Source organism: Streptomyces sp. NPDC031670 (assembly GCF_055580545.1).
This window is the reverse complement of record NZ_JBVILC010000008.1, coordinates 57191-78476: the sequence shown is the minus strand read 5'-3', so window position 1 is coordinate 78476 and position 21286 is coordinate 57191. Positions and strand designations below refer to the sequence as shown.

Genomic DNA, 21286 nt, shown 5'->3' with positions numbered 1-21286 from the left:
ACCATCGACCTCCTCCGACAGGGATGATCGACGCACTGGGCGTCCGGTGCGCCCCAGCGAAGCAGTCGAATCGAGGAGTGGACATGGCTGAGCGTCAGAGCGGCACCGTGAAGTGGTTCAACGAGGAGAAGGGCTTCGGCTTCATCACCCCGGAAAGCGGTCCCGACCTCTTCGTGCACTTCAGGGCGATCCAGGGCACCGGCTTCAAGAGCCTCCGGGAAGGTCAGACGGTGACCTTCGTCGCGGTGCAGGGCGAGAAGGGCATGCAGGCGGACGAGGTCATCCCGCAGGGATAAACCCGTCGGACCGGCATCGCCGCACCCCACGGCGCCGTTGCGAGGGACGGTCCGGTGGTGACCACAGCCGCCCTCACCGGCAACCTCCCAGCGCCAGCAGGGCCGTTGGAGGCACCGGTCAGACCCAGCCCAGCCGCGCCGCGCGCAGCCCCGCCTCGAACCGGCTGCGTGCGCCCAGCCGTTCGTTGAGCGATGCCATGATCCGCCGGGCGGTGCGTGCCGAGATGTGCAACTGGACCGCGGCGGACTCGTCGGTGTGGCCCTCGGCGAGCAGGGTGAGCAGGGCCCGCTCCTGCTCGCTCGGCACCTGGCGGGTCCCGGCCGGGTGGCCGCCCAGCGGGGTGGCCGCGCCCCAGACCCGCTCGAACAGGGCGAGCAGGGGAGCGATCACGCCGGGGGCGGAGAGGTGGAGCGCGCCCTTGCCGCTGTCGGCCGGGTCCATCGGGACCAGGGCGTACGTGCGGTCGACCACGACCAGTCGGGTCGGCAGTGCGGCCACGGTACGGACCTGGGCGCCCTGTGCGACCAGTGCGCGGGTGTGCTCCACGGTGGCCGCGTCGTCGCGGATGCTGTCCGGGCCGACGGTGCGGACCGCCACCCCGCGCCGCAGGGCGAGCGCGTCGCTCTCGCTTGCGGCCCGCAGCGCCGCCGACGGCTGAGGGACGTCCGCCAGGAAGGTGAGGATTTCGAGCCGGGCCTCCAGGGCCAGCCGCTCCAGCCGCCGCCGCACCGCGTCCGGCCCGGCCAGGCGTTCGACCCCGTCCGCCCGCTGCGCGGGGCCGCCCGAGCCGGCGAGGATGCGGACCAGCGCCTGATGGCTGCTGGCCATCTGGTGCTGGCGCCGCAGCAGTTCGTCGTGCTGCTGGTCGAGCAGCCGCTTCACCCCGAGGACCGGGTCGACCACGGTGAACCGGCTGGGCGCCTCGTACGACGTCTGTACCAGTTGCAGCGCGAACAGCCGGTCCAGACAGGCGTGGATGCCGTCCGGTGTGATGGCCAGCTCGGCGGCGAGCTCGGCCACGCCCAGGGCCGGCCGGTCGAGCATCATCCGGTACACCGTCCGGTCCAGCGTCTCCAGTCCGAGCGTCGCGGACATTCCCTACCCCCATCGTGTGCCGGTTCCCCGGTGGGTCCGCTGTTCCGGCGGATCCGCGCCCAGTGTGGGACGTGGCCATCTACAGCCCATAGATCTCGCGTCTACACGTATATGCGAGGTGCCCGGCGGGCTGTCACAAAGCGGCCTGGCCGCTTCTGACCAGGCAAAACGTGTTCCCTCGTGGGTGGACGCCGGTCAGGATGGGGCCATCGCCGCGGCGCAGCGCCGGGCGGTTCCCGAATCTTCTTCCTCTCCTTCTGCCGAGGGCACCTCCATGACTTCTTCCTTTTCGTGCGCCGTCCGTGCGGCCTCCGCGGTGGTCCGTACGGCCTCCGCGGTGGCCGGTCACGGCCCGGCCCGGCCCTGACGTACTCCGCAGTGGAGCTGACCGTCATCACCCTCGACGCGGCCGACCCCGCGCAGGTCCGCACGGCGGACGACGCCCACCTGGTCGACCTGCTCTGGACGGCGGCGGTCCGCGGCGAACGCCTGGAACACATCAGCGTCCAGGCCGGCCGGCCGGGCCGCCTCCACCTCGGGATGTTCATCGCGGCGACCGGGGAGGGGAGCACCCGCTCCACGGCGCTGGCCATCTGCCGCCGTGCGCTGGCGATGTCCCCCCTGCCCGGTCGTTGGCGCATCGCCGCTGCCCCGCCCCTGACCCAACCCCTCTGCCCCGACCTTCCTTCGATGACACAAGAGGAGCACCCGTGACCAACCCCTTCGAGGACGAAGAGGCCGTCTACCTCGTCCTGGTGAACGAGGAGAACCAGCACTCGCTGTGGCCCGCCTCGCTCGCCGTCCCCGCCGGCTGGCACACCACCCACGGCCCCGCCGGCCGCCAGGAGTGCCTGGACCACATCGAGAGGACCTGGACCGATCTGCGTCCGGCCAGCCTGATCGCCGCGACGAAGGAGGCCTGAGCCATGACGACCCAGCGCACCGCCCGGCCCCGGCACTACCTGATGTGCCGCCCCAGCCACTTCACCGTCTCCTACCGCATCAACCCCTGGATGGACCCGGCCAAGCCGACCGACACCGCGCTCGCGGTACTCCAGTGGGAGCGGCTGTACGCGCTGTACCAGGAGCTCGGCCACACCGTCGAGCTGATCGACCCGGTGCCGGGCCTGCCCGACATGGTGTACTCCGCCAACGGCGCCACCGTCCTCGACGACCGCGTCCTGGTCGCCAACTTCCGCCACGCCGAGCGGACCGACGAGGCCCCCGCCTACCAGGCGTGGTTCGAGCAGCACGGCTACCCGGTGGTGCACGCCGCCCGCCACACCAACGAGGGCGAAGGCGACTACCTGGTCGCCGGCGGCCGGGTCCTGGCCGGTACGGGCTTCCGCACCGACCTGGCCGCGCACGCCGAGGCCGAGCGGGTGCTCGGCGCACCCGTGGTGAGCCTCACCCTGGTCGACCCGCGCTTCTACCACCTGGACACCGCGCTCGCCGTCCTGGACGACGACGAAGTCATGTACTACCCGGGCGCGTTCTCGCCGCAGAGCCGCGAGGTGCTGCGCGAGCTGTACCCGGACGCGCTGCTCGCCGAGGAGTCCGACGCCGAGGTGTTCGGGCTCAACGCCGTCTCGGACGGGCGCAACGTGCTGCTCCCGGAGACGGCGGCCAACCTCGCGGACCGGCTCGCCGACCGTGGTTTCACCCCGATCGGTGTCGATCTGTCGGAGCTGCTCAAGGGCGGCGGCAGCGTCAAGTGCTGCACCCTGGAGCTCCGCCACGCCCCGGGTGGTGCCCGATGAGCACCGCACTGCACTGGCACACCGAGCCGGGCGCGCCCGCCACCGTCGAGGCGCCGCCGCTCACCGACGCGGCAGCCGCCCGTGACTGGCTCGCCGCCCACCGGGAGGGACTGCGCGCGGGCCTGCACCGTTTCGGCGCGGTCTACCTGCGTGGCCTGCCGATCCGCAGCGTGGAGGACTTCGCGCTGGTGCGCGACGAGCTGATCCCGACCGCGACCCCGTACCGGGAGAAGGCCACTCCGCGCAGCGACTACGGGAGCGGGGTGTTCTCCTCCACCGACCTGCCCGCCGCCCAGGCGATCCGGCCGCACAACGAGAACAGCTACACCCTGACCTTCCCCGGTCTGCTGCTCTTCGGCTGCCTGACCGCGCCCGAGGAGGGCGGCGCCACTCCGGTAGCCGACTGCCGCGAGGTGCTGCGGCTGCTCCCGCCCGAGCTGGTCGAGCGGATGCGCGCGCACGGCTGGGTGCTGACGCGTAACTACTCGCAGACCCTGTCGGTCGGCTGGCAGGCCGCGTTCGCCGCCGACCACGCCGAGGACGTCGAGCGGTACTGCGCCGAGAACCTGATCGCCTGCCAGTGGGGCGAGGACGGCCATCTGCGCACCGGGCAGCTGCGGCCCGGCATCGTGCGTCATCCGCACACCGGTGACGAGGTGTGGTTCAACCACCTCGCTTTCTGGAGCCCGTTCTCACTGGACGAGGACATCCGCGAGGTCCTCCTGGAGGAACTCGGCCCGGACGGCCTGCCGTTCTCCACCGCCATCGGCGACGGCATCCCCCTCACCGCCGAGGACCTGGCGGCCGTCAACGCCGCCTACGACCGGGCCACGGTGCGCCGCACCTGGCAGCCGGGCGACCTGATGCTCGTCGACAACGTGCTGGCCGCGCACGCCCGTGACCCCTACCGGGGCGAGCGCCGCATCCTGGTCGCCATGGGCGATCCGGTCGCGGTGAGCGACTGCGCTCCGAGTGTCGCCCCCGCCCCGGCGGTGTCCCATGGCTGAGGCTCAGGACCTGGTGGCGCGTTTCCTCGCCACCGCGGCGGCGGTGCCGGACCGGATCGCGATCCACGCCCCGGACGCCTCCCTCACCTTCGCCGAGCTGAACGAGCGCACGGCCCGTCTCGCCGGACGGCTGCGTGCGCTGGGCGTCGGCCGGGGTGACCGGGTGGGCGTCAGCGCCCGCCGGGGGGTGCACTGGGCCGTCGCACCGCTGGCCGTGTGGCGGGCGGGTGCCGCCTATGTACCGCTGGACCCGGCCTACCCCGACGACCGGCTCGCCCTCACGGCCGCCGACGCGCGGCTGCGCGCGGTGGTCTCGGACACCGGCGCCCTGCCGTGGGCCGACGGCCTGCCGGTGCTGGGGCCGGACGAGGCGGGCGCGGCGGGCGCGGACCGTTTCGAGGACCCGGCCGTGGGCGCGCTCGATGCGGCGTACGTCATCCACACCTCGGGCTCCACCGGCCGCCCCAAGGGCGTCGAGGTCACCCGGGGCGCGGTGAGCGCGCTGGTGGCGGGTCTGGAGGAGCGCGGCGTCCACCCGGCCGGGCACCGCGTGGTCGGCTGGAACGCCAGCCTGTCCTTCGACGCCTCGGTGCAGCAGTGGGTCCGCGTCTGCCGCGGCGACACCCTGGTGCTGCTCTCCGACGACGACCGCACCGACCCGGCCCGCCTCGCGGCGCTGCTCGACCAACACGCCGTCACCGAAGTGGACTTCACCCCCTCGCACTGGCAGCTCGTCGGCTCCCGTCTCGCCGGACGCGGGCTGCGGCTGCTACTCGGTGGCGAGCCCATACCGGAGCGGATGTGGCGGTCGCTCGCCGAAGGAGAGGACGCCTGGAACCTGTACGGGCCGACCGAGTGCACCGTCGACGCCACCGCGACCCCCATCTCCGGGCCCGTTCCGCACCTGGGTCATGCCCTGGCCCATGTCCGCGCCCATGTCCTCGACGAGACGCTCGCGCCGGCCGGCACCGGTGAGCTGTATCTCGCGGGCCCGGCCGTGGCCGTCGGCTACGCCGGACGGCCGGGGCCGACCGCCGAGCGGTTCGTAGCTGACCCCTTCGCGGCCGACGGGAGCCGGATGTACCGCACCGGCGACCGGGTGCGCCGCCGCCCGGACGGCACGCTGGAGTTCCTCGGCCGTACGGACCGGCAGATCAAGGTCCGCGGCTTCCGGGTGGAGCCGGGCGAGGTGGAGGACCGGCTGCGCGAACACCCTGAGGTCACGGCCGCGGTCGCCGCGCCGCGCACCGGCCCGGACGGGGACGCCCTGCTGGCGGCGTACTGCGTCACCGCGACGGACGCGGCGGTGAGCGACGACGAGCTGCGCGCGCACTGTGCGGCCACACTGCCCGGCCATCTCGTGCCGTCGGCCTTCGTGCGTCTGCGGGCGCTGCCGCTGACTCCCGGCGGCAAGCTCGACACGGCCGCGCTGCCCGAGGTCACGGTGGTTGCCGCCGCCGCCGCGGGGCGGGCGCCCGAGGGCGAGCTTGAGCAGCTCATAGCCGAGGTGTGGGCCGAGGTCCTGGGCCGGGGCAGCGTCCACGCGGACGAGAACTTCTTCGCGCTCGGCGGCCACTCGCTGGTGGCGCTGAGGGTGGTCTCCCGGCTCAAACGGGCCACCGGCATCGTGCTGCCGACCAAGGACGTCTACCGCTTCCCCCGGCTGAGCGATCTGGCCCGGCACGCGGAGTCGGTCCGGGCGGGCGGTGCCTCATGAGTGCCCCGGACACCACCGTGGTCCGCCTCACCCAGCGCACCCGGCCCGCCCGCACCCTGGTCTGTCTGGGCTTCTGCGGCGGCGGCACGGCCTCCTTCCACCCCTGGGTCCCGGCGCTGCCCGACGACACCGACCTGGTGGCCGTCTGCTACCCGGGGCGTGAGGGCCGCTTCCTGGAGGAGTGCGCGCAGAGCTGGGACGAACTCGCGGCGGACGCCGCGCACGCCGTCGCCTCGGTCGCGGCCGACGGTCCGTACATCCTGTTCGGGCACAGCATGGGCGGCTGGATGGCCTTCGAGGTCGCCGCCCGCCTCGCGGCGGCCGGCGCCCCGCTGCCGCAGTCGCTGGTGGTCTCCGCCTGCAACGCGCCCGACCGGGGGCTCACCGAGCGGGACCGGTTCCCCGCCCAGGGCCAGCACGACGGCGAACTCCTCGACTGGATGCGCACCCATGGCCTGCTGCCCGCGCACGTGCTGGAGGAACCCGACCTCACCGAGATGGCCGTGGAGCTGATGCGCGCCGACATCCGGGCCCGCGACACCTTCACCTTCGCCCCCGGTACCCGCGTCGACGTACCCGTGCAGGTCCTCTCGGGCGCGGACGACCCGGTGATCGGGGACGACCTCGGCCCGCGCTGGGCGGGCCTGACCACCGGCGGGTTCCGCCACGACGTCCTGCCCGGCGGGCACTTCTACACCCCCGCCGTCTGGGAAGCCCTGCCCACCCGGATCGCCGCGCTCGGCGCACCCGCCACCGCCACCCACTGACGAACGGCACCATCATGACCTATGCACCCGCGTTCGGCATCAGCCATGTCGAGCACTATGTCGCCGACCTGACGTCCGCCGCCGCCGAACTGACCGCGGCCTACGGCTTCCGCCCGGTGGCCCGTACGGCTTCCGCCGAGGCCGAGTCCCTGGCGCTGTGCCAGGGCCGTATCACCCTGGTCCTGACCCAGGCCCGCTCGCCGCACCACCGGGGCGCCGAGTACGTCCTGGCCCACGGCGACGGGGTCGCCGACATCGCACTCACCGTCGCCGACGTCCCGGCCGTCTTCGCCGAGGCCGTCTCCAGGGGAGCGGTGCCGCTGGCCGTGCCCAGGCGCCATGAGGACGGGCGCACCAGCGCCGTCATCGGCGGCTTCGGCGATGTGGTGCACACCCTCGTCGAGCCGGGCCCGGACGGACTGCCGCCGGGCTTCACCGTTCTGCCGGACGCCGCCGCGGCCCCCGCCGACGAACTCCTCGACGAGCTCGACCACTTCGCGGTCTGTCTGCGCGCCGGTGAACTGGAGCGCACGGTCGAGTTCTACACCCGGGTGCTGGGCTTCCGAATGATCTTCGGTGAGCTGATCAAGGTGGGCGCGCAGGCGATGGACTCCAAGGTGGTGCAGAGCGCCACCGGAGAGGTCACCCTCACCCTGATCCAGCCCGACACCAGCGCCGAGCCCGGGCAGATCGACCGCTTCCTCCAGGAGCACGGCGGCAGCGGCGTCCAGCACCTGGCGTTCGCCGCCCGCGACGTGGTCCGCGCGGTGGGCACTCTGCGCGAGCGCGGCGTGGAGTTCCTCTCCGTGCCCGACACCTACTACGCGATGCTCACCGACCGCCTGGAGCTGACCCGGCACAGCATCGGGGAACTGCACGGCCTGCACGTCCTGGTCGACGAGGACCACGACGGCCAGCTCTTCCAGATCTTCACCCGCTCCACCCACCCCCGGCGCACCCTCTTCCACGAGGTGATCGAGCGGTTCGGCGCCCGCACCTTCGGCAACGGCAACATCAAGGCCCTGTACGAGGCGGTGGAGGCCGAGCGCCTGAACGCCGGGGAAGTGCTGCGATGACCGCCCGCGCACCGGTGCGCACCCAGGACTTCGCGGACCTCGCCGAGCAGCTCCTGCCCGCGAACGTGTGGGACTTCCTCGCGGGCGGCAGCGGCGAGGAACTGACCCTGGCCGCCAACCGCGCCGCCCTTGACCGCGTCACCGTCGTGCCCCGGGTGCTGACCGGCACCGCGGGCCGCACCACCGGGGCCGATCTGCTCGGCACGGCGGCGGCCCTGCCCCTGGCCGTCGCCCCCATGGCGTACCAGCGTCTGCTGCACCCCGACGGCGAGGCGGCCACGGCCCGCGCGGCCAAGGCGGCCGGGGTGCCGTTCGTCCTCAGCACGCTCAGCAGCGTGCCGGTCGAGGAGATCACCGCGCTCGGCGCGGAGACCTGGTTCCAGCTCTACTGCCTGCGGGACCGCACGGCCACCGACGAGCTGGTCCGGCGGGCGGAGCGGGCGGGCTGCTCGGCGCTGATGGTGACCGTGGACGTCCCCGTGATGGGGCGCAGGCTGCGGGATCTGCGCCATGGCTTCGCACTGCCACCCGAGGTGGCGCCCGCCCACCTCGACCCGGCCGCCACCGGCCGCACCCGTCAGGGACGCGCCGGCAGCTCCGCCGTGGCCGAGCACACCGCCGAGGTGTTCGCGGACGACCTCGACTGGGACGACCTGGCGCGGCTGCGCGCGGCCACCCGGCTGCCGCTGGTCGTCAAGGGCGTCCTGGACCCGCGTGACGCCGCCCGCGCCGCCGGCCTCGGCGCCGACGCCGTGGTGGTCTCCAACCACGGCGGCCGTCAGCTGGACGGCGCGGCGGCCGGCGTCGAACTGCTGCCCGCCGTCCGTGAAGCCGTCCCCGACGGCTGCCGGGTGCTGTTCGACAGCGGCATCCGGAGCGGCACCGACATCCTCAAGGCGCTGGCACTCGGCGCGGACGGGGTGCTGCTCGGCCGTCCAATCCTGTGGGGCCTGGCCGTCGACGGCGAACAGGGCGTACGCGAGGTGCTGGCTCTGGTGGAGAACGAACTGCGCTCCGCCCTGGCGCTGTCCGGCTGCGCCGGGCCCGCCGACGCCCGGCGCCTCGACGTGCGGGGGGTGCGGCGATGACCTCACCCGTACTGCTCGGCCGCGCGGATCTGCACGCCTCGCTCGCCGACCCCGCGCTCGTGTCGATGACCTTCCTCAACGAGGTGGCGGGCCGCTACCCCGACGCGATCTCCTTCGCGCCGGGCCGGCCCACCGAGGAGACCTTCGACGTCGCCGACCTCCACCGCTATCTGGACGCCTACACCCGCTACCTCAGCGAGCACAAGGGCTACGACGAGGTGCGGGTGCGGCGGGAGCTGTTCCAGTACGGGCGGACCAAGGGCGTCGTCCACGAATTGATTGCCCGTCAGCTCGGACTCGACGAGGGCATCGTCGTAGACCCGGAGGCCATCGTGGTCACCGTCGGCGCCCAGGAGGCGCTGTGGCTGGTGCTGCGCGCGCTGAAGGCCGCCGAGGGCGACGTGGTGCTCGCGGTGACGCCCGCCTATGTCGGCCTGACCGGCGCGGCCCGGCTGCTCGACCTGCCGGTGCGGCCCGTCGCCGAGGGCCCCCACGGGCTGCGGCCCGAGGACCTCACCGACCGGATCCGGGCCGTGCGCGCCGCGGGGGAGCGGCCCCGGGCCCTGTACCTGGTGCCCGACTTCTCCAACCCCAGCGGACACTCCCTGGACCTGGCGACCCGCCACCGGCTGCTGGAGATCGCCGAGCAGGAGGACATCCTGCTCCTGGAGGACAACCCCTACGGCTACTTCCGGGCCGCCGAGGGCGAGCGGCTGCCGACGCTCAAGGCGCTCGACACCGGGCAGCGGGTCGTTTACCTGGGGTCGCTGGCCAAGACCTGCTTCCCCGGCGCCCGGGTGGGTTTCGCCGTGGCGGACCAGAAGATCGCGGGGCCGGACGGCGGCCTGCTCGCCGACGAGCTCTCCCGGGCCAAGAGCATGGTCACCGTCAACACCTCACCGGTGAGCCAGGCCCTGGTCGGCGGCATGCTCCTGGAGAACGGCGGCAGCCTGCTGCGCGCCAACGAGCACTCGATCGCCATCTACCGCCGCAACCTCGACTGCCTCCTGAATGGCCTGGAGCGCCGTTTCCGGTCCCTGCCCGGGGTCTCCTGGAACACCCCGGCGGGCGGGTTCTTCGTGGTGGTCAGCGTGCCGTTCCCCGTCACCGACGCACTCCTCGAAGAGGCGGCCGTACAGCATGGCGTGCTCTTCACCCCCATGCGCCACTTCGGCGACGACGACCGCTCGGCCCGCCAACTCCGCCTCTCGTGCAGCTATCTGACCACAGATCAGATCGAGGCGGGGCTCGACCGACTCGCCGCTCTGATCGCCGAGCACACCGGGGGAGCGCCGCATGCCTGACCGCCCCCGCCCGGACCGACGCGAAGGACATCCCATGCCCACCGACGCGAGCGGCCCGTCCCGGCCGCTCAGTCACCTCCTGGTCGCCGCCGTACGGCGCCACCACGCCTCGGTCGCCGTCGTCGACCAGGGTGTCCAGTACAGCTACGCCGACCTCGACCGGCTCTCGGCCGAGATCGCGGGAGGGCTCGCCGCCCGGGGCATCGGGCCGGGCCGGGTGGTCGCCGTCCACGCCCACCGCTCGTGGGCGCGCTGCGCCGCGGTCCTCGGGGCCTGGCGGGCCGGAGCGGGCGTGGTCAGCGTCGACCCGGCCATGCCGGCCCCCCGCGCCGCGAAGATCGCCCGGTTCAGCGATCTGGTCATCCGCGCCGACGCCACCGCGCCGACCGGTCTCGGCCCGGCCGAGTGCACGGTCGACGAGGTGCGCGCCGCCCCCTTGCGGGAACCCCTGGATGGACCGGTCGGCTATGTCATCCCGACCTCCGGCTCTACGGGCGAACCCAAGTCGGTGGCCGTGCCACCGGGCGTCCTGGCCGCGCTCGGTGAGTGGCACCGCGCCCGCTGGTCCCACGACCGTCCGCCGCACACCCTCCAGGCGTCCTCCATCGGCTTCGACGTCGGCTACGAGGAACTCGTCGCCACCTGGCTGGCGGGTGCCCGCCTGGTGGTCGTGGACGACGAGCAGCGCCAGGACCCCTTCACGCTGATGGAGGTGGTCCGCGAACACCGGGTGGCCCGGCTGTTCCTGCCGGTGGTGGGGCTGCACGCGCTGGCGACCGCCGCCGTCTTCGAGGACCGTCCGATGCCGGACCTGAGGGAGATCGCGGTGGCCGGCGAGCGGCTGGTCGTCAACGCCGAGGTACGGGAGTTCTGCGCGGCCGGCGGCGTCACGCTGGTCAACGAGTACGGGCCCAGTGAGACCCATGTCGTCACCGAGTACCGCATGGCGCCCGTGGACGCGGGCCGCTGGCCCGACCACCCGCCGATCGGCCGCGCGGTCGCCGGCGCGGAGCTGCTGTGCTGCTCCGACGGTGTGCTGCGGCCGTTCGCCCCCGGCGAGCAGGGCGAACTGTTCGTCGCCGGGGAGCCGGTGGGGCTGGGATACCTGGGCGACCAGGAACTCACCGACGCCAGGTTCCGTACCCTGCCGCACCTGGACGGCACCGACCGCCGCTGCTACGCCACCGGCGACCTGGTCCGCTTCGACGGCACCGACCTGCACTTCGTGGCCCGGGCCGACGACCAGCTGAAGGTGAGCGGCTACCGGGTCGAGCCCGGCGAGGTCGAAGCCGTCCTCGACGCCGTGGCGGGCGTGCGCCGGGCCGTGGTGGTGGCGGTGACGGTCGCGGGCTCCCCCCGGCTGGCCGCCGCCTACACACGGACCGGGACCGCCGACGCCGACGCCGAGGCGCTCGCCGCGGCCTGCGCGGCCCACCTGCCCGCCTACATGGTCCCCAAGCACTTCCAGGAGCTGGACGAGCTGCCGGTGACCGCCAACGGCAAGGTCGACCGGGCCCGGCTGCGCACGCTGTTCGGCGCCGGCCCGGCGGCCTGAAACCCCGCGACACAACCACCCGAGGAAGGAATGCGAGTGACACCGCAGGAGCAGATTGTGTGCGGCGTGCTGGCCGACCTGTTCGCCAGGCCCGGCATCGGCCCCGAGGACAGCTTCGTCCGGCTCGGCGGCGACAGCATCATCGCCGTCCAGGTGGTCGGCGCCGTCCGCCGCGCGGGCTGGGCCATCGCCGTCCGCGACGTGCTCTCCCAGCCGGACGTGGCGCACCTTGCCGCGACCGCCAGGCCCGTGGCGCGGCCCGCCCGCCCCCGCGAGGAGGACGGCGTCGGACCCGTCGTGCCCACACCGATCATGCACTGGCTGCGCGAGCGCGGCGGACCGGCCGACCGCTACCACCAGTTCATGGTGGTGCGCACCCCGGCCCGGCTCACGCTCGACGGCGCCCGCGCCGTACTCCAGGCGCTCCTGGACCGGCACGACATGCTGCGGCTGCGCGTGAGCGACGACGGGCCGCACACGCTCCCCGTCGGCGCCGTGCGGGCAGAGCAGTGCCTGACCCGGGCGGTCGCGGACACGGCCGCCGGTGTCGAGCGGGAGGTGCACGCCGCCCGAGACCGGCTCAGCCTGGCCGATGGAAACGTGGTGCAGGCGGTCTGGTTCGACGCCGGACCCGCCGCGCCCGGACGCCTCGCCCTGGTCGTCAACCACATGGTGATCGACGGCATCTCCTGGCGGATCATCACCGACGACCTGGCCCGGGCGTGGAGCGCCGTCGCCGACGGACGGGCACCCGCGCTCGACCCCGTCCCCACCTCCTTCCGCCGCTGGTCCCGGCTGCTGGCCGCCGAGGCGGACCGGCGCCAGGGCGAACTGCCGTACTGGACCGAGACGGTGCGAACGGGCACGCTAGCCCTCGGCCGCCGCACGCTCGACCCCGCCCGCGACCACGAGGACCGCGCCGCACACCTCACCCTCAGCCTGCCGGCCGCCACCACCGGGCCCCTGCTGGCCGGGGCGGCCGAGCGGCTGGGCGCCGACGCCAACGAGATCCTGCTGACCGGCCTGGCGCTGGCCCTGGCCCACTGGCTGGAGCAGCCGGGCGACGTCCTGGTGAACTTGGAGGGCCACGGCCGCGAGGAGATCGCCGAGGAGGCCGACCCCTCCCGTACCGTGGGCTGGTTCACCACCCTGTTCCCCACCCGCTTCGCCCTCGCCGGTCTCGCGGCCCCCGACGCCGAGGCGGGCGGTCCCACCGCCGGCCTCGCGCTGCGGCGGGTGAAGGAGCAGTTGCGCCGCATCCCCGGCAAGGGCCTCGGATACGGCCTGCTGCGCCATCTGCATCCGGCGGGCGGCCCGCTGGCCGCCGCCGACCGCCCGCGGCTCGGCTTCAACTACCTGGGCCGCTTCCCTGGAACCAGCGACGCCGACTGGCAGATGCTGCCCGAATACGGCGCCCGTCTGGACGCCCCCGGCCCCGGCATGCCCATGGCCCACCCCGTCGAGGTCAACGCCGTCGTCCTGGAGACGGCGGCCGGGCCGGTCCTGCACGCCGACTGGGCCTGGGCGCCCGGCGTGTTCGACGAGCCCGAGGTGCGCGCGCTCGCCGGGACCTGGTTCCGGATGCTCGCCGCACTCGTCGCCCACGCCGAACGCCCCGGCGCCGGCGCCGTCGTGGCAGCCGACCTCACCCTCGCCGCGATCGACCAGGACGAACTGGACGACCTCGCGGCCTCCCTCGAAGCCCTCTGACCCACCACCAGGAAGCGAACCAGCCATGAACACCAGCCAGTCGGCGGTCGAGGACATCCTGCCCCTGTCCCCCCTCCAGGAGGGCATGCTCTTCCACTCCGGGTACGACCAGGACTCCCGGCACCTCTACATCGCCCAGTTCTCGGTCGACCTGCGGGGCGCGCTGGAGGCGGCCCGGCTGCGCGAGGCGGCGGACACCCTGCTGCGGCGCCACGCCAATCTGCGGGTCTCCCTCACCCACCGCAAGAACGGCGACCCCGTCCAGGTGGTCCGCCGCGACATGCCGCTGGCCTGGCAGGAGAGCGACCTCGGCCACCTTGGCGAGGAGGAGGCGCAGACCCGCGCCGCCGAACTGACCGAGCAGGACTGGCAACTGGGCGTCGACAGCCGCCGCCCCCCGCTGCTGCGCTTCACCCTGCTGCGACTGGGCTCGGAGCACCACCGACTGCTGGTGACGGCCGATCACATCCTGCTGGACGGCTGGTCGTTCGCCCTGCTCTTCAAGGAGCTGTTCACGCTGTACGGAACCGGGGAGCTGCCCCCGGTCCGGCCCTACCGCGACTATCTGACCCACCTCGCCGGCAGCGACCGCCGGGCCGCCGAGACGGCCTGGCGCACCGCCCTGGCCGGCCTCGCCCAGCCCACCCGGCTCGCACCCGGCGGTCCGCTCCCGCCCGGCGCCACCCCCGAGGACGTCACCTTCCGGCTGACCGAGGAGCAGACGGCGGCCCTTACCGCACGGGCCCGCGAGCAGGGCCTGCTGCTCACCTCCGTCATCCAGGGCGCCTGGGCGGCCCTGCTGGCCCGCACCACCGGCCAGGACGACATCGTCTTCGGCTGCACCGTCAGCGGCCGGCCCGCCGAACTGCCCGGCGCCGACGACATGATCGGCATGCTCATCAACACCGTGCCGGTCCGCGCCCGTATCGAGGCGACCGCCTCCCTCACCGACCTGTGCCGTCTCCTCCAGCGCCAGCGCGCCGACCTGCTCGACCACGACCACATCGGGCTCACCGAGATCCAGCGCCTGGCGGGCTCTCCGGCAGCGCTGTTCGACACCAACCTGGTCTTCGAGAACTTCCCCCTGGGCGACTACCGGCTGGACGTGCCCGGCCTCGACCTGGAAACGCGGATCTCGTTCCGCGACACCACCCACTTCCCCCTCACCCTGGTGGTCGAGCCGGGCACCACGCTCGGCCTGCGGCTCAGCCACCACCCCGACCTCCTCGACCGCGACCGCGCCACCGACCTCGGCGCCCGCCTGGCCCGGCTCCTCGACCGCTGGAGCGCCGCCCCCGCCACCCCCCTCGCCGCCCTCGACACCCTCACCGACGACGAGCGCCACCGCGTCCTGACCCGGTGGAACGACACCGGCGCCGACCTGCCCGCCACCACCCTGCCCGAGCTCTTCGAGGCCCAGGCGGCCCGCACCCCCGACGCCACCGCCGTGGTCTTCGAGGGCGAGCGCCTGAGCTACCGCGAACTCGACGAGCGGGCCGGCCGCCTCGCGGCCGTCCTGGCCGCGCGGGGGATCGGCCCCGAGAGCCTGGTCGCGGTCGCGCTGCCCCGCTCCCTCGACCTGGTCGTCGCGCTCCACGGCGTCCTGAAGGCGGGCGCCGCCTATCTCCCCGTGGACCTCGGCCAGCCGGAGGCCCGCAACCACCAGATCCTCGCCGACGCCCGGCCCGCCCTGCTGATCGGCACGGACTTCCAGGCGCCCGGGGTGCCGGTCCTGTGCCCGGACGCCCCGCTCCCCGCGGAGCCCCGCGCGCCCCGGCCCGCTCTCCACCCCGACCACCCCGCCTACGCCATCTTCACCTCCGGCTCCACCGGCCGCCCCAAGGGCGCCCTGATCTCCCACCGCGCCATCGTCAACCGGCTCGCGTGGATGCAGCGCGCGTACGGCCTGACCCCCGACGACCGGGTGCTGCAGAAGACCCCGTTCGGCTTCGACGTGTCCGTCTGGGAGTTCTTCTGGCCGCTGCTGCACGGCGCCACCTTGGTGGTCGCCCGGCCCGACGGACACCAGGACCCGGCCTACCTCGCCGACCTCATCGCGCGCGAGTCGGTCACCACCGCCCACTTCGTGCCGTCGATGCTGGACATCTTCCTGCGCGAGCCGGGCGCCGCGCACGCCCGTTCGCTGCGCCGCGTGATCAGCAGCGGCGAGGCGCTCTCCCCGTCCACCCAGGACGCGTTCTTCGCCACCCTGCCCACCGCCGAACTGCACAACCTGTACGGCCCCACCGAAGCCGCCGTCGACGTCACCCTGTGGGCGTGCCGCCCCGGCGCCGCCACGGTGCCCATCGGCCGCCCCGCCACCAACACCCGCACCTACGTCCTCGACAGCCGGCTGGAGCCCACCGCGCCCGGCGTGGCCGGCGAGCTCTACCTCGCCGGTGTGCAGCTCGCCCGCGGCTATCTGGGCCGGCCGGGGCTGACCGCGGAGCGGTTCGTGGCCTGCCCGTTCGAGCCGGGCGAGCGGATGTACCGCACCGGCGACCTGGTCCGCTGGAGTGCCGACGGCGTCCTCGACTACCTGGGCCGCACCGACGACCAGGTCAAGATCCGCGGCCTGCGCATCGAACTCGGCGAGGTGCAGAGCGCCGTGGCCGCCTGCCCCGGCATCGCCCAGGCCGCCGCCGTGGTCCGCGAGGACCGGCCCGGCGACCCGCGCCTGGTGGCCTACGCAGTGCCCGCCCCCGGCGCCGCGCCCGCCCCGGCCGCCCTGCGCGCCGCCCTCGCCGCAACCCTGCCCGCGCACATGGTCCCGGCCGTCGTCCTGCTCGACGCCCTGCCGGTGACCCCCAACGGCAAGCTCGACCGGCGCGCCCTGCCCGCCCCCGGCCTCCGCACGGGTGGCCGCGCCCGGCGCACGGCCCACGAGGAGATCCTGGCCGGCCTGTTCGCCTCCGTCCTCGGCGTGAGCGAGGTCGGCGGCGACGACGACTTCTTCGAGCTGGGCGGCCACTCCCTGCTCGCCATGCGCCTGGTCGCGCAGATCCGCGGCGCGCTCGGCGTGGAGCTGGGCATCCGCGAGATCTTCGGCGCGCCCACGGTCGCGGCCCTGGCCGCCCGCCTCGACGGCGCCGCACGGGCCCGCCCGGCGCTGCGGCCCGCCGAGCGCCCCGCCACGCTGCCACTCTCCGCCGCCCAGCGGCGCCTGTGGTTCCTCAACCGCCTGGACGGACCCAACCCCGCCTACCACAGCGTGGTCGCCGCCCGCCTTTCCGGCCCCCTCGACACCCACGCGCTCCGCGCGGCACTGGCCGACCTGGCCGAGCGCCACGAGAGCCTGCGCACGGTCTACCCGGAGAGCGACGGTGAACCGCGCCAGCTGATCCTTGACGGCGCGGCGCCCGAGCTGGAGATCCTCGACGCGAGCCGGGCCGACCTCGCCGAGATCGCCGCCCGCCCCTTCGACCTCGCCACCGAAGCCCCCGTACGGGCCGTACTGCTCACAGACGGACCCGAGCGCCACACCCTCGTCCTCGCCCTCCACCACATCGCCACCGACGGCGAGTCCTGGGGCCCGCTCCTGGCCGACCTCTCCCGCGCCCACCAGGCCCGCACCCGCGGCGAGCGGCCCGACTGGACGCCGCTGCCGGTCCAGTACGCCGACTACACCCTGTGGCACCGGGAACTGCTGCGCGAGCAGGGCGAGGAACAACTCGCCCACTGGCGCAAGGCACTGGTCGGACTCCCCGAGGAGCTGGCCCTGCCCACCGACCGCCCCCGGCCCGCCGTCGCGAGCCCGGCCGGCGCCGCCCACACCTTCGACCTGGACGCCGCCCTCACCCGTGAGCTCGACGCCCTGGCCCGCGCCCACGGCTGCACCGTGTTCATGGTGGTACAGGCCGCCCTCGCGGTGCTGTTGTCGCGGCTGGGGGCGGGGGAGGACATCCCGCTGGGCACGGTGGTGGCGGGGCGTGGTGAGGAGGCGTTGGACGATCTGGTGGGGTTCTTCGTCAACACGCTGGTGCTGCGTACGGATGTGTCGGGCGACCCGACCTTCGCCGAACTCCTGGGCCGCGTCCGCGAGGCGGACCTCGCGGCCTTCGCCCACCAGGACGTCCCCTTCGAACAGGTCGTGGAGGCGGTCAACCCGCGCCGCTCGCTCGCCCGCCACCCGCTCTTCCAGGTCGCCCTGACCATGCGCCGGTCCGGCACGGCCACCGCCCTGGAGCTGGCCGGCCTTCAGACGGAAGCCGCCGAAGTCGATGTCACCGAGGCCGAGTTCGACCTCGCCTTCCAGCTCACCGAGCGGCCCGCCGGACTGCACACCGTGGTCAAGTACCGCACCGAGCTGTTCGACGCCCGCACCGTGGAGGGACTCGGCGAGCGACTGCGCGCGATCCTCGCGGCCGTGGCCCGCGCGCCCAGGGGCCGTATCTCCCAGCTGGAGACCGTGCTGCCGGCCGAGCGCGCCCGGCTGCTCGGCGAGTGGCTGCCGACCGAGCCCCGGCCGCAGGACGCCCCCGACACCGTGCACCGGGCCTTCGCGGCCCAGGCGGCCCGCACCCCGCACGCCACCGCCCTGAAGTCCGGTGCCACCCGCCTCACCTACCGCGAACTCGACGCCCGCGCCGACGCGCTCGCCCACCGCCTCACCGCACTCGGCGTCCGCGCCGAGACCCCCGTCGCCCTCCTGATGCGCCGCTCACCGGACGTCGTCGTGGCGATGCTGGCCGTCCTGAAGGCGGGCGGCGCGTATGTGCCGCTGCACACCGGCTACCCCGCGGCCCGCATGCGGCGGATCCTCACCGACACCGGCTGCCCGGTGCTGCTGGTGGACGAGGAGTTCCGGGCGTTCGAGGCGGATGGCGCCCATACCGTCCTGGTCACCGCCGACGGACCGGCCCGACCCGACACCGCCCCGCTGCCCCCGGTCCTGGCGGGACAGCTCGCCTACCTCATGCACACCTCGGGCTCCACCGGCGAGCCCAAGGGCGTCGCCGTCACCCACCGGGACCTGCTCGACCTCGCCGCCGACCGGGGCTGGCACAGCGCCGAGGGCCACCGCGTCCTCTTCCACGCGCCGCACGCCTTCGACATCGCCGACTACGAAATCTGGGTGGCCCTCCTGTCGGGCTGGGAGGTGGTCGTCGCCCCCGAACGCGACCTCACCGTGACAGCCCTGGGCGCGCTCATCCACGACGAGCGGATCACCGCCGTCCACCTCACCGCCGGACTCTTCCGCGTGGTCGCGGAGGAGCGTCCGCAGCTCCTCGCGACCGTACGCGAAGTCCTGACCGGCGGCGACGTAGTGGCACCGGCCGCCGTACGGGCGGTGCGCGCCGCCTGCCCCGGCATCCTGGTGCGCCATCTGTACGGACCGACCGAGGCGACCCTGTGCGCCACCTCCCATCTCATCACCAAAGACGTCCACGGTCCGGTGCCGATCGGCCGTCCCCTCGACAACACCCGCACCTATGTCCTGGACGAGCGGCTTCGCCTGGTGCCGCCCGGCACCCCCGGCGAGCTCTACCTGGCCGGGGCGGGCATCGCCCGCGGCTACCGGGGCCGGCCGGTGCTCACCGCCGAGCGGTTCGTCGCCGACCCCCACGGCGCGCCGGGGGCCCGGATGTACCGGACCGGTGACCTGGCCCGCTGGAGGCCCGACGGTCTGCTGGAGTTCCTCGGCCGCGCGGACGAACAGGTGAAGATCCGGGGCTTCCGGGTCGAGCCGGGCGAGGTGGAGACGGTGCTCGCCGGCTGCCCCGGGGTGCGCCAGGCCGTGGTCGGTGTGCGCACCGCCGACGACGGCGACAAGCGCCTGGTGGCCCATGTGGTCGGCGAGGTCACCGAGGCCGAGCTGCGCACCCGGCTCACGGGCCTGCTGCCCGACTTCATGGTCCCCTCCCACCTCGTCGTCCTGGACGAACTCCCGCTCACCCCCAACGGGAAGGTCGACTACCGGGCGCTCCCGGCGCCCGCGCTCACGGCCGCCGCCGGCCGCGCCCCGCGCACCCCCCAGGAGGAGATCCTGGCGGGCCTGTTCGGGGAACTGCTCGGCCTGGCCGCAGTCCCCGCCGACGCCGGCTTCTTCGACCTGGGCGGCCACTCGCTGCTCGCCACCCGCCTGGTCAGCCGCATCCGCACGGCGCTCGGCGTCGAACTGTCGCTGCGCGACGTCTTCCGGGCCCAGACGGTCGCCGCCCTCGCGGAACTCGCCTCCCGCGCCGAGGGCGCCCGCCCGCCGCTGCGCCGCCACGAGCTTCCCGCCCGCCCGCCGCTCTCCTTCGCCCAGCAGCGGCTGTGGTTCGTCCACCAGGCGGAGGAGCACTCCGCGAGCTACAACGTCCCCTTCGCCTACCGGCTGCGCGGCCCCCTGGACACGGCCGCGCTGGCCGCGGCCCTCGGCGATCTGACCGCCCGGCACGAGGTACTGCGCACCGTCTTCCCCGAGACCGACGGCGAGCCCCGGCTGCGGCTGCTCACCGGTGCCGACGCGGCGCCGGTGCTGGAGCTGGAGCGGATCGAGGAGTCCGCGCTGCCCGAGGCCGTACGCCGGGCGGCGGGCCACGAGTTCGACCTCGCCGAGGAACTCCCCTTCCGCGCCCACCTCTTCGAGCTCGGCGCCGAGGACTTCGTCCTCACCCTGGTGATCCACCACATCGCCACCGACGGCTGGTCGTGGGGCCCGCTCCTGGACGACCTGGCCACGGCGTACGCGGCGCGCCGCGACGGCCGCGCGCCGCAGTTCGCGCCGCTGCCCGTGCGGTACGTGGACCACACCCTGTGGCAGCGCGAGACGCTGGGCGCGGAGAGCGACCCGGACAGCCTGATCTCCCGTCAGCTCGGCTTCTGGCGCAAGGAACTCACCGCCCTGCCGGCCGAGCTGGCCCTGCCGCACGACCGGCCGCGCCCGGAAGTGGCGAGCTTCGCGGGCGGTTCGGTGCCCGTACGGGTGGACGCCGATCTGCACGCCCGGCTGTCGGCCGTGGCCCGCGAGAGCGGCTGCACCGTGTTCATGGTCGTGCAGACCGCCCTGGGCGCCCTGCTGTCGCGGCTCGGGGCGGGGGAGGACATCCCGATCGGCACGGTGGTGGCGGGGCGCGCCGACGAGGCACTCGACGACGTCGTCGGCTTCTTCGTCAACACCCTGGTCCTGCGCACCGACCTGGCGGGCGACCCCACCTTCGCCGAAGTGCTGCACCGCGTCCGGGAGGCCGACCTCGCCGCCTTCGCCCACCAGGACGTGCCCTTCGAGCGGGTCGTGGAGGCGCTCAACCCCGAGCGCTCCCTCGCCCGTCACCCCCTGTTCCAAGTACTGCTCCAGGTGCAGAGCGAAGGTCCCGCAGTGCCCCGGCTGCCGGGCGTCGCGGCCGAGGGCTTCCCCGTCGAGTCGGCGGTGTCGAAGTTCGACCTCGGCGTCGACGTCGTCGAGAGCCGTACGCAGGACGGCACCCCACTCGGCATGAGCGGCGAACTGACCTACGCCACCGAGCTGTTCGACGCGGCGGGCGCCGAACGGCTGGCGCATGACCTGGTCACCGTGCTGAAGCAGTTCGCGGACCACCCCGAGGGCAAGGTGAGCGCCCTCGAAGGGCTCTCCCGCCGGGCGCCGGACGAGAAGAGCGCGACCGCGACCGGGGAAGCCGAGCGGTCCGGCGCGGCCGACGGCGTTGAGCGACGCGTGCGCGAGCTGTACGCCGAGGTGCTCGACCGCGAGGAGGTCGGCGCGGACGACAACTTCTTCGCCCTCGGCGGCCACTCCCTGCTGCTGACCCGGCTGATCAGCCGCATCCGGGCGGAACTCGGCCTGGAGCTGAGAATCCGCGACCTGTTCCAGCACCCCACCCCCGCCAAAACCGCCGCCCGGCTCGCCACCGCCCCCGCGGCGCGCCCCGCACCGCGCCGCCTGAACGGCTGAACCACCCCGTCGTCACCACCCCGTCGTCCCCGCG

General features: G+C 74.2%; 14 protein-coding genes. 13 read left to right on the top strand and 1 reads right to left on the bottom strand.

All coding sequences use genetic code 11. The features are described 5' to 3' along the window. The first annotated feature begins 83 nt into the window (after positions 1-83). Entirely contained in the window at positions 84-296 is a 213-nt protein-coding gene (locus ACZ5ID_RS16980; RefSeq protein ID WP_468898117.1) for a cold-shock protein, read from the top strand. Positions 297-414: 118 nt separating this feature from the next. On the opposite strand, the gene ACZ5ID_RS16975 is transcribed toward ACZ5ID_RS16980, so the two are convergent. After that, positions 415-1392, bottom strand: coding sequence for a helix-turn-helix transcriptional regulator (locus tag ACZ5ID_RS16975; protein WP_468898114.1), 978 nt, complete (start codon positions 1390-1392; stop codon positions 415-417). A 378-nt stretch (positions 1393-1770) separates the two neighbouring features. Between ACZ5ID_RS16975 and ACZ5ID_RS16970 the strand changes: the two genes are divergently transcribed. The 12 genes from ACZ5ID_RS16970 to ACZ5ID_RS16915 are packed head-to-tail and all read left to right on the top strand — an operon-like array spanning position 1771 to position 21252. Beyond that, complete coding sequence (locus tag ACZ5ID_RS16970; RefSeq protein ID WP_468898112.1) at positions 1771-2106, top strand: hypothetical protein; 336 nt, start codon at positions 1771-1773, stop codon at positions 2104-2106. Further along, on the top strand, positions 2103-2315 hold the full coding sequence (locus ACZ5ID_RS16965; RefSeq protein ID WP_468898110.1) for an MbtH family protein: 213 nt from the start codon (positions 2103-2105) through the stop codon (positions 2313-2315). Before ACZ5ID_RS16970 ends, ACZ5ID_RS16965 begins: the two co-directional genes overlap by 4 nt. Positions 2316-2318: 3 nt before the next feature. After that, entirely contained in the window at positions 2319-3152 is an 834-nt protein-coding gene (gene ddaH, locus ACZ5ID_RS16960) for a dimethylargininase (RefSeq protein WP_468898108.1), read from the top strand. Next, positions 3149-4159: a TauD/TfdA family dioxygenase gene (locus ACZ5ID_RS16955; RefSeq protein WP_468898106.1), complete on the top strand. Its 1011-nt coding sequence runs from the start codon at positions 3149-3151 to the stop codon at positions 4157-4159. The genes ddaH and ACZ5ID_RS16955 overlap by 4 nt, the downstream gene beginning before the upstream one ends. Next, positions 4152-5876, top strand: coding sequence for a non-ribosomal peptide synthetase (locus tag ACZ5ID_RS16950; protein WP_468898104.1), 1725 nt, complete (start codon positions 4152-4154; stop codon positions 5874-5876). The genes ACZ5ID_RS16955 and ACZ5ID_RS16950 overlap by 8 nt, the downstream gene beginning before the upstream one ends. Next, positions 5873-6643: a thioesterase II family protein gene (locus ACZ5ID_RS16945; RefSeq protein WP_468898102.1), complete on the top strand. Its 771-nt coding sequence runs from the start codon at positions 5873-5875 to the stop codon at positions 6641-6643. The genes ACZ5ID_RS16950 and ACZ5ID_RS16945 overlap by 4 nt, the downstream gene beginning before the upstream one ends. Before the next feature lie 14 nt (positions 6644-6657). After that, the gene (hppD, locus tag ACZ5ID_RS16940; RefSeq protein ID WP_468898100.1) at positions 6658-7719 is read left to right on the top strand and encodes a 4-hydroxyphenylpyruvate dioxygenase; all 1062 of its coding nucleotides are present in this window, start codon (positions 6658-6660) and stop codon (positions 7717-7719) included. Beyond that, positions 7716-8807: an alpha-hydroxy acid oxidase gene (locus tag ACZ5ID_RS16935; protein WP_468898098.1), complete on the top strand. Its 1092-nt coding sequence runs from the start codon at positions 7716-7718 to the stop codon at positions 8805-8807. The genes hppD and ACZ5ID_RS16935 overlap by 4 nt, the downstream gene beginning before the upstream one ends. Further along, positions 8804-10111 carry an aminotransferase-like domain-containing protein gene (locus ACZ5ID_RS16930; protein WP_468898096.1) on the top strand — a complete coding sequence of 436 codons (1308 nt, stop codon included), beginning with the start codon at positions 8804-8806 and terminating at the stop codon, positions 10109-10111. The genes ACZ5ID_RS16935 and ACZ5ID_RS16930 overlap by 4 nt, the downstream gene beginning before the upstream one ends. Positions 10112-10145: 34 nt before the next feature. Next, entirely contained in the window at positions 10146-11666 is a 1521-nt protein-coding gene (locus tag ACZ5ID_RS16925) for an AMP-binding protein (RefSeq protein WP_468898094.1), read from the top strand. Between the two features lie 30 nt (positions 11667-11696). Beyond that, entirely contained in the window at positions 11697-13376 is a 1680-nt protein-coding gene (locus tag ACZ5ID_RS16920; RefSeq protein WP_468898092.1) for a condensation domain-containing protein, read from the top strand. A 25-nt stretch (positions 13377-13401) separates the two neighbouring features. Further along, positions 13402-21252, top strand: coding sequence for an amino acid adenylation domain-containing protein (locus ACZ5ID_RS16915; RefSeq protein ID WP_468898090.1), 7851 nt, complete (start codon positions 13402-13404; stop codon positions 21250-21252). Positions 21253-21286 lie beyond the last annotated feature (34 nt).

Excerpts from the sequence above, each read along its gene's own strand:
- ACZ5ID_RS16980 (WP_468898117.1), top strand. The coding sequence starts at position 84 with ATGGCTGAGCGTCAGAGCGGCACCGTGAAGTGGTTCAACGAGGAGAAG.
- ACZ5ID_RS16950 (WP_468898104.1), top strand. The coding sequence starts at position 4,152 with ATGGCTGAGGCTCAGGACCTGGTGGCGCGTTTCCTCGCCACCGCGGCG.
- ACZ5ID_RS16955 (WP_468898106.1), top strand. The coding sequence starts at position 3,149 with ATGAGCACCGCACTGCACTGGCACACCGAGCCGGGCGCGCCCGCCACC.
- hppD (WP_468898100.1), top strand. The coding sequence starts at position 6,658 with ATGACCTATGCACCCGCGTTCGGCATCAGCCATGTCGAGCACTATGTC.
- ACZ5ID_RS16930 (WP_468898096.1), top strand. The coding sequence starts at position 8,804 with ATGACCTCACCCGTACTGCTCGGCCGCGCGGATCTGCACGCCTCGCTC.
- ACZ5ID_RS16935 (WP_468898098.1), top strand. The coding sequence starts at position 7,716 with ATGACCGCCCGCGCACCGGTGCGCACCCAGGACTTCGCGGACCTCGCC.
- ACZ5ID_RS16925 (WP_468898094.1), top strand. The coding sequence starts at position 10,146 with ATGCCCACCGACGCGAGCGGCCCGTCCCGGCCGCTCAGTCACCTCCTG.
- ACZ5ID_RS16975 (WP_468898114.1), bottom strand. The coding sequence starts at position 1,392 with ATGTCCGCGACGCTCGGACTGGAGACGCTGGACCGGACGGTGTACCGG.
- ddaH (WP_468898108.1), top strand. The coding sequence starts at position 2,319 with ATGACGACCCAGCGCACCGCCCGGCCCCGGCACTACCTGATGTGCCGC.
- ACZ5ID_RS16920 (WP_468898092.1), top strand. The coding sequence starts at position 11,697 with ATGCGAGTGACACCGCAGGAGCAGATTGTGTGCGGCGTGCTGGCCGAC.
- ACZ5ID_RS16945 (WP_468898102.1), top strand. The coding sequence starts at position 5,873 with ATGAGTGCCCCGGACACCACCGTGGTCCGCCTCACCCAGCGCACCCGG.
- ACZ5ID_RS16915 (WP_468898090.1), top strand. The coding sequence starts at position 13,402 with ATGAACACCAGCCAGTCGGCGGTCGAGGACATCCTGCCCCTGTCCCCC.